The 8389-nt window shown below is 73.8% G+C and carries 9 protein-coding genes; 3 read left to right on the top strand and 6 right to left on the bottom strand.

The features are described 5' to 3' along the window. Window positions 1-140: 140 nt before the first annotated feature. Window positions 141-749, bottom strand: a complete 609-nt coding sequence (locus ACFWIA_RS15010) for a hypothetical protein (RefSeq protein ID WP_387004284.1) — start codon at window positions 747-749, stop codon at window positions 141-143. Between the two features lie 105 nt (window positions 750-854). After that, complete coding sequence (locus tag ACFWIA_RS15005) at window positions 855-1223, bottom strand: hypothetical protein (protein ID WP_387004282.1); 369 nt, start codon at window positions 1221-1223, stop codon at window positions 855-857. Between the two features lie 239 nt (window positions 1224-1462). Here ACFWIA_RS15005 and ACFWIA_RS15000 point away from each other — a divergent pair, with 239 nt between their 5' ends. Next, a complete protein-coding gene (locus ACFWIA_RS15000; protein ID WP_387004279.1) occupies window positions 1463-2629 on the top strand; it encodes a serine hydrolase domain-containing protein in 1167 nt (388 codons plus the stop codon). A 2-nt stretch (window positions 2630-2631) separates the two neighbouring features. Here the strand turns inward: ACFWIA_RS15000 and ACFWIA_RS14995 are convergent, their stop codons facing one another. Beyond that, entirely contained in the window at window positions 2632-3258 is a 627-nt protein-coding gene (locus ACFWIA_RS14995; protein WP_387004277.1) for a TetR/AcrR family transcriptional regulator, read from the bottom strand. 74 nt (window positions 3259-3332) lie between these two features. Between ACFWIA_RS14995 and ACFWIA_RS14990 the strand changes: the two genes are divergently transcribed. Beyond that, entirely contained in the window at window positions 3333-4157 is an 825-nt protein-coding gene (locus tag ACFWIA_RS14990; protein WP_387004274.1) for a class I SAM-dependent methyltransferase, read from the top strand. 113 nt (window positions 4158-4270) lie between these two features. Continuing rightward, window positions 4271-5038 carry a FadR/GntR family transcriptional regulator gene (locus ACFWIA_RS14985; RefSeq protein ID WP_387004272.1) on the top strand — a complete coding sequence of 256 codons (768 nt, stop codon included), beginning with the start codon at window positions 4271-4273 and terminating at the stop codon, window positions 5036-5038. Window positions 5039-5072: 34 nt separating this feature from the next. On the opposite strand, the gene ACFWIA_RS14980 is transcribed toward ACFWIA_RS14985, so the two are convergent. Genes ACFWIA_RS14980 through ACFWIA_RS14970 form a run of 3 tightly spaced genes read right to left on the bottom strand, consistent with a single transcriptional unit; the run spans window position 5073 to window position 8369 of the window. Beyond that, entirely contained in the window at window positions 5073-5342 is a 270-nt protein-coding gene (locus ACFWIA_RS14980; RefSeq protein ID WP_387004269.1) for a hypothetical protein, read from the bottom strand. A gap of 55 nt (window positions 5343-5397) precedes the next feature. Continuing rightward, on the bottom strand, window positions 5398-6975 hold the full coding sequence (locus ACFWIA_RS14975) for an AMP-binding protein (protein WP_387004267.1): 1578 nt from the start codon (window positions 6973-6975) through the stop codon (window positions 5398-5400). Next, on the bottom strand, window positions 6972-8369 hold the full coding sequence (locus ACFWIA_RS14970) for a cytochrome P450 (RefSeq protein WP_387004265.1): 1398 nt from the start codon (window positions 8367-8369) through the stop codon (window positions 6972-6974). The genes ACFWIA_RS14975 and ACFWIA_RS14970 overlap by 4 nt, the downstream gene beginning before the upstream one ends. Window positions 8370-8389 lie beyond the last annotated feature (20 nt).

The raw sequence follows: 8389 nt of genomic DNA, 5'->3' as shown, positions 1-8389 counted from the left end.
GTGGGTGGCAACCCCCATCACATTTCCGGGGTTCGCCGGGCGCTCCCCCGTGGCGGGGGCGGCCGCGCCGCGGTCCCCCGCCACGCCACGGTTCGTGTCCGGACCCGGTTCCTCGGTGGGTGGTTCGCCACCCGCCGTCCTCAGGTGAACCCGCCGGCCTTCCCTTCCGGGGGCTGCCGGCGGTGCCGGTCCGGGTCGTAGATCGCGGTGAGGAACGGCGTGGCGCCGAGGGCGTAGAAACCGTACTCAAGTTGCTGGTACCACGACCGCTCGCTCTCCAGTTCCTTGGCCACCTGGACGGTGATCCTGTCGTGCTTCTCCTGGCTGTCCGCCATGACGATGAACGACGTGCCCTGGTCGGCGGGATCGGACGGGCTCGTGAGCACGGTGAAGTCCCAGGTTTCGGCACCGAGGACGTTCGCCCCGGCATCGAGCTGACGGAGCACGAAGGTCGGTTGTCGGTCCAGCACTGTGGACTGGGCGCGTATCGCCATGTCCTGGTGTCGCAGGATCCGCCAGGTCGGCTCCGGCTGCGTGTGGTGGAGATCCGAGAAGAGTTGGTTCCGCAACTCGGAGTACGCGGCTGCCGCACCGGCGAGGGCGCGCACGTCCTCGGCGAGCTGGCGCCGCGTGTCGCAACTCGCGAGCAGGCCACGGAGGGAGTCGAGCCTGCTGCGTATCCAGGGTTCCAGGAAGCGGTCGAGACCGCCCAGCCGGTACGCGTCTTCGGCGGCCTCCGCGACGAGCAACGTGCCTTGGTACAGAGCTGCATGCTTCGCAGCGAGATCCATATGCCCTCCCCCTGTTCCGATCAGTCTGGCAGGACGCCCGTCAGGACACCCGAGCGTCACGCCCTACGGGACGGACTCCGGGCGGCACAGGTCGAGGCTGTAGGACGCGGAGCACTCCGTCACCGCGGGCACCACCCCGCTCCCGCGCACGAGTTGGAACAGGGCCACCACCACGAGGGCGACCAGCAGCGCCTTGTACGTGGTGCTGAGCCGCTGCTCGAACCGCAGGCCGGAGTAAGTGCGCACCGCGTACCCGAGGGCGGCCACCCCGGCGATCAGCGCCGTGAGGTTGAGGTAGCTGTACGAGGTGAGTTCGCCGTTGACGGTCTGGTGCGAGCCGACGGTCAACGGGAGGGCGAACGGCAGCAACGCGACCACGGCTATCGCCAGGCCGATACGCTTGGTGAGGCGGCTGCCCTGGAAGTCGGTCATGGCGCGATCGTAACGCCGGGTCCGGCGGTTCCCGAAGGTGAGCGGACGTGATCTGCGCCCGGTGTCCGGGGCCGCCTGGCAGTGAACCCCTAAGGGCGGTGCCCGGGCCCGGTCTCGGGGGCGAATCCCCCGCGGGGCGGGTTTGCCGACGCACCCGTCCCGCACGGGCAACGGGTTCCACCGGATCGGCGTCCCCCCGACCGTACGGATGCCCGCAACGGCAGGAGGGGTACGACACCTTGACCGGAACCGGAAGGCCCCGTGGGAGAAGGAGACGACTGGCGACGGCCGGCGCCGTCGCCCTGGCGTTGACGGCGCTCACCAACCCGGTGGCCGCCGACGAACGGACCGACCGGAGCCGGGAGCGGACGCTCGCCGTGCTGCGGGCGGACCTGGACCGGGCCGGTGACCGGCGGCTCGGCGCGCTGGTCCAGGTGCGGGACGGGCGGTCCCGGTGGTCGGCGGCCGTCGGGGGCGAGGACCGTCGAGCGGGGCAGCAGCCGCGCCACCCGGGCGAACGGTTCCGGATCGGCAGCATCACCAAGACGTTCGTGGCGACCGTGCTGCTCCAACTCCAGGGCGAGGGCCGCGTCGACCTCGACGACCCCGTGGAGCGGTGGCTGCCCGGGCTGGTGCAGGGCAACGGGAACGACGGCTCCCGCATCACCCTGCGCCAGCTCCTCAACCACACCAGCGGGTTGTACGGATACGACCGGGACCCGGTGCTCGCCTCGCGCCTCTTCACCGAGGCGTTCCTCACCCACCGGTTCGCCACCCACACGCCCGCGGAGTTGGTGCGCACGGCCCTCGCGCACCCGCCGCACTTCGCCCCGGGCACCGGACGGCGGTACTCCAACACCAACTACGTCCTGGCCGGCTTGGTCATCGAGCGGGTGACCGGGCGGACGTACGCCACCGAGATCCGGCGCCGCATCATCGACCCCCTGGAGCTGCGGTCGACGTCCCTGCCGGGCACGAGGACCCGCATCCCCGGGCCGCACGCCCGGGCCCACTCCCGTTTCTTCGGCACGGATGCGAGCGTTCCGCTGCACGACGTCACCGCACTCAATCCCTCTTCGGCCGGTGCCGCGGGCGAGATGATCTCCTCGCTCACCGATCTCACCCGGTTCTCCCGCGCCCTGCTGGGCGGGCGGCTGCTCCCGCGGGCGGAGCTGGCGCAGATGCTCACGCCCACGTCGGCGGCGATCGGTCCCGTCGGCGGGCTCGGGATGTCACCGTCCCGGCTGAGCTGCGAGGTGACGGTGTGGGGCCATGACGGCGGCATCCACGGCTGGTCCTCGCTGCTGGTGTCCACCCGCGACGGCCGCACGTCCGCTGCGTTCAACTACAACGCGGACTCGACGGGGAGCTTCCGGGCACTGGCCGAGTCCGTCTTCTGCCCCTGAGGTCAGGCCCGGCCGTCGTGGGCGCTGCCGGTCGTCGGCGGGTGCAGGGCGCCGCCCAGTACGGTGCCGACCGTCCGGGCGACGGCCGCGGCGTCCGGGGTGCTTCGGTCCGGGTCGGCGAACAGCAGGTGGGCGGCGCCGACCAGGGTCGGCGCGAGCAGGTCCACCTCGGCGTCGCCGGTGAGGCGGCCCGCGCGGCGCTCGGCGTGCAGGTAGCGGGCGACCATGTCGGTGGCTTCCGCCAGGAGCGGGACGCCGGTCGGCGTGGTGCGGCGCAGCCGGGCGCGCAGGTCGTCCCGGGAGATGACGAGGCCGACGATCCGCAGCGCGACGGAGCCGAACAGCTCGGTCAGCGCACCGGTGAGGTTGCCGATGACCGTGCCGGCTCCTGCGGTGCCGATCAGGGCGTCCGCCGGTCCGTCGATCCGGGCGATCCGGTCGGTCACGAGCTCGGCGAGGAACGTGTCGAAGTCGGCGAAGTGGCGGTGCAGCACGCCCTTGGCGCAGCCCGCCTCGGTGGTGACGGCGCGGCTGGTCAGCGCCTGCGGTCCGGCCCTGAGCAGGACGCGCTCCGCGGCGTCGAAGAGCTGGGGGCGCACCTCCCGGATGGCCACTCCTGTCGGTGTCACGGGTGTGCTCCCCTTCCGGCGGGAAACCGCCCTGCCGATTGACGAGTGGGCGGGCGCCCACTAGGAATGGGCACATGCCCACTCTACCGTCGCGGCACCCGCGCCCCGCCGCACACGAACCCCATCGCGCCCGCGGCCCGGCCGAGTCCTTCGGTACGGACCCGGCCCGCTACGACCGCACCCGGCCCCGCTACCCCGACGCCCTGGTGGAGCGGCTGGTCAGCGCCAGCCCCGGCCCCGACGTGCTCGACGTCGGCACCGGCACCGGGATAGCCGCCCGACAGTTCCGGGCGGCGGGGTGCCGGGTCCTCGGAGTCGACGTGGACCCCCGGATGGCCGCCTTCGCGCGCCGGCACGGGGTGGAGACCGAGGTGGCGTCGTTCGAGGCATGGAACCGCGGGGAGCGACGCTTCGACGCCGTCGTCGCCGGACAGACCTGGCACTGGGTGGACCCCGTCATCGGAGCCGTCAGGGCGGCTCAGGCGCTGCGCCCGGGTGGCCGGCTGGCGGTGTTCTGGAACGTCCAGCGCCCCGCTCCCGAACTGGCGGACGCCTTCGCCGAGGTGCACCGCCGGGTGCTGCCCGATGCACCGTTCCCCGGTGGGGCCGGGCCCGGCGCCACCGGGTACGCACCGTTGTGCGCCCGGGCGGACGCGGCGCTGCGCGAGCAGGGTTCGTTCGGCGCGCCGGAGCGGTGGCAGATCGACTGGGAACGGCCGTACACCCGTGACGCGTGGTTGGACCAGCTGCCCACCTTCGGGGGGCACGCCCACCTGCCGCCGGCCGCGCGGTCGGAACTCCTCGCCGGCATCGGCGCCGTGATCGATGCGCTGGGCGGGCGCTTCACGATGCCGTACACCACGGTCGTGGTGACGGCCGCCCGGACCGGCTCCGACTGACCGTGCACGGCCCTGGGATACCTTGGGACCGCGACGGGCCCGGGACGGTCGCCGTCGCCACGGCGTGCACGATGGCCGCCGCCGGGACGGGCGAGACGCGGGAGGACGGTCGAGTGGCGCGAACGAAAGGGGTGCCCGACGACAGCCCGTGGCACGCCCTGAGGGGGGCCGCGCAGGATCGGCAGGAGGGCGTCGCCGAGGAGGTCGCGGCGCGCATCCAGCGCCTCATCCTGGCGCGCGAACTGCCCGACGGGGCGCGCCTGCCGTCCGAACGGGACCTCGCGGCCCTGGTGTCGACGAGCCGCCCGACGGTGAGTCAGGCCATCCGCATCCTCGTCGTCAAGGGGCTGGTCGAGTCGCGCCGGGGCTCCGGGGCGTACGTGCGGCTCCGTCCCGAGACGACCCTCGCCACGTCGATGAACCTGATGCTCGACGTGGACCCGGAGTCGGTGGACCAACTGGCCGAGCTGCGGCTGGCGTTGGAGACGGCCGGGATCGTCCGCGCCGTGGAGCGGGCCACCCCCGACGAACTCGCCGAGGGGGAGGTCGCCCTGCACCGCCTGGCGTCGAGCGCGGGCGACACGGCCAGTTGGATGAGCGCGGACGCGTACTTCCACTCCACGCTGATCGGCGCGTCCCACAACGCCTACCTCACCTCGATGTTCGCGAGCGTGCACGGAGCCCTGATCGACTACGAGTACCGGGCGTGGATCGACGGCGGCACCGTTCCCAGTTGGCTGGAAGCCGACCAGGCGGCGGCCCTGACGGCCGTGCACGAGCCCATCCTGCGGGCCGTGCGCACCCGGGACGTGGAGCTGGCCGTGTACGCGGTCCGCCACCACCACGAGGTGATGGCGCGGCACCTGGCGCTGCGCGAGTGACCCCCGGTCCGCCGCGACGCCCCCCGGCGGGCGGTCAGGGCGTGTCGCCCTGCCAGTCGTACCGTCGTGGGTCGTTGGGCCTGGGACCGTACAGGGCGTGTCCACCGGCACCGTACCGTCCGATCTCCGTGCTCAGCGCGGCGGTGGTCCGCCGGCGCTCTTCCGGCCAGCCGGTGACGTCGAGCAGCAGGCCGTCGAGCGGGCCGCCGACCAGTTCGACGTAGTCGTGGCCCGGCCGGGGGCCCGGGTCGGGATCGTCGTGGTCGGCTCCGTAGACCCGTCGGCGCATGATCTCCTCGTTCATGCCCGCAGCATCGCAGCCGCCACTGACACACCCCGCCGGGCGCGTGGGAGATCGGCTAGGTCCGCGCCGGTTCGCCGTTCGGGGCGTAGCGCTGTCGTAGGTGCGCCTTGTCGGGTTTGCCCTGGGCGGTGAGCGGCAGGGCGGTCAGGCGGTGGAGGGCGACGGGGGCGCAGGGGGCTCCCCGGTGGGCGGTGACGAACGCGCGGACCTCGGTGAGGTCGAGGCGGTGGCCGGGGACGGGCACGGCCGCGGCGTGGATCAGTTCCGTGCGGTCGGGGCCGGGCACCCCGAAGACCGCGCACTGGCTGACCCCGGGGTGGGTGAGGAGGAGGTCCTCCAGCTCGGACGGGTAGACGTGCAGGGGGAGTTCGGCTCCCTCGACGAGCAGGACGTCCCTGAGCCGGTCGACGACGAAGAGGTGTCCCCGCTCGTCGAGGCGGCCCAGGTCACCGGTGCGCAGCCAGCCGTCCCGCCACACCTCGGCGTGGAGTTCGGGGCGGTTCGCGTACCCCGACATGACGGTGGGCGAGCGTACGCAGATCTCCCCCGGGGCTCCGGGGGCCACGGGTCGGCCCCGGTCGTCCAGCAGGGCGAGGTCGACACCGGGCAGCGGACGGCCGACGGAGAACGCACCGTCCGGGCCGCTCGGCGTGTGCTCGTGCGGGAGCAGCACGCTGATCGGCCCGGCCTCGGTCTGCCCGTAGTACCCGTACAGGACGGGGCCGAGGACTTCGACGGCCCGGCGCAGTCGGGCGGCCGGGGCCGGGCAGCCCCCGTACGCCACCCGCGTCAGGCTGGACAGGTCGGTGGCGGTGCGGGCGGGGTGGTCGAGGAGTCGCCACAACAGGGAGGGCGACAGCCAGAGTTGGGTGATGCGCTCCCGGGCGATGGTGCGCAGGACGTCACCCGCTGCGAAGCGGGGGCGCAGGACGACGGAGCCGCCGTGGAGCAGGGCGAGGTCGATGAGGGTGCCGACGGCGTAGCTGAAGTAGGTGCAGACGAGGTACCGGGGTGTCCCGGCGGGGTCCCGGAGCGCTCTGCCGAGGGCGGCCAGCCGCACGGCGTGGCTCATCCGGACGCCCTTGGGGGTTCCGGTGGTGCCTCCCGTGTAGACGACGCACCAGTCGGTCCCGGGGTGGACGCGGACCGCGAACGGGGTGGTCGGGTGGCCTGCGCAGGCGGCGAGGGCGTCGGTGGCGAGTGCCGGCGGTCCGGGGGGATGCGGTCCGAGTGTCAGCAGGGTGGGGCCGTCGGGGGTGGGCGGGAGGGCCCGGGCCGTCGCGAACCGGTCCTCGTCGACGAGGAGGAGTGCGCATCCGGCGTCCGCGACCACTCGGGCGAGGTTCGCGGGCGGCGCGCCGCCGTGCAGCACGACGACGCGGGCGCCGGTGAGCGCGACCGCGTACCGTGCCTGGACGGCTTCGGGGGTGTTCCCGACGAGCAGTCCGACCGTGGTGCCGGGGCCGATGCCCCGCTCGGCCAGGTACCGGGCGAGGCGGTGGGCGGTGTCGCACAGTTCCCCGGCGGTGACCCGGCGTCCGTCGGCGGCGTGCAGCACCGGTCGGTCGCGGTCCGCGGCGAGGGCGTCGAGGATCGGCTCGGCGTAGTTCACGTGCGCGGGGCCGGGGTTCATCCGGGCCGCCCGGGGGTCGGGTGGGTGCCGCGGTCGGTGATCCGCATGCGCAGCCCGCGGGGGGTGAGGGTGGACAGGGCCGAGAAGCGCGGGGGGCGTCCGCCGCTCGGCACGAGTCGCCAGCGCGCGGCGATGGTGGCGAGCGCCAGGGTGGCTTGGACCACGCCGAAGCGGTCTCCGATGCACTTGCGGGCTCCGGAGCCGAAGGGCAGGTAGGCCGCCCGGTCGGGCCGTCGGTCCCGCCACCGGTCGGGGTCGAAGCGGTCGGGGTCGGGGTAGGCGTCCGGGCGCCGGTGGATGACGTAGGGGCTCACGCCGAGGACGGTGCCGCGGGGTAGTGCGAAGCCGTCGAGCACGGTGTCCTGGGTGACCTCACGGGTCATCATCCACAGGGGCGGGTACAGGCGCAGCGTTTCGGTGAGCACGTTCGCGGTGGTGGGCAGGGAGGGCACGTCGGCGGGCGCGGGGGGCCTGCCGCCGAGCACGTCGTCGAGTTCGCGGTGCACCCGGCGTTCGACCTCGGGGTGGCCGGCCAGCAGGTGCCAGGCCCAGGCGAGGGCACTGGCGGTGGTCTCCACCCCGGCGACGAGGAACGTGAGGAGTTGGTCGACGGCTTCCGTGTCGGTCAGGCGGGGCGTGCCGTCGGGGCTGTCCGGGCCGCCGGCGGACAGCAGGGCGTGCAGCAGGTCGTCCGGCGGGTCGGCGTCGGTGCGGCGGGCGGCGACGAGTCCGCCGAGCAGGGTGCGCAGCCGGACCTGGGCGCGGTCGTAGCGGCGTCGTTCCGGGCTGGGCACGTGGCGCAGGAACGCGGGGGTGAGGGCGCGTCGGAGCACGCCCTCGACCACGGTCGCGATGTCGTCGGTGAGGGAACTGGTGGCGAGGGGGGCGTGCGGCGCATCGGTGGTGAACATCGTGGTGACCGCGGTGTGCACGGTGAGGGCCATCATCGTGGGGACCACGTCGAGTTCCCGGCCCTCGCGCCAGTCGTCCACGGCGGTGCGGGCCGCCTCGGTGAAGCTGACGGCGTAGGCGGACATCCTCGGGGGTTGGAACGAGGGCTGGCACTGGCGTCGTTGGCGGCGGTGTTCGGCGTGGGAGCAGGTGAGGAGGGCGTTGCCGAGGAGTTCCCGGCCCCGTTCGCTGAGCGGGCCGCCCTTGTCGAAGACCCGGTCGTTGAGGAGCACCTGTCGGGTCAGTTCGGGTTCGCACACCACGACCAGGGTCCGTGGACCGATCCGCACGCGCACCAGGTCGCCGCGGGCGGGCAGCCGGGACAGGAAGCCGAGGGGGTCGCGGGCGAGCGGGAGTGCGTGCCCCAGGACCGGGAGGGCCCCGGGGGCCGTCGGGAGGGGGTGCGCGCCGGTGCGTGCGGTCGGTCCGGCGGTGGTGGTCAAGGTCGTCCTCTCCGCGCTGT

It is taken from the genome of Streptomyces sp. NPDC127068, assembly GCF_042724695.1.
Classification (GTDB): domain Bacteria; phylum Actinomycetota; class Actinomycetes; order Streptomycetales; family Streptomycetaceae; genus Streptomyces.
This window is presented reverse-complemented; position numbering and strand designations above follow the sequence as displayed.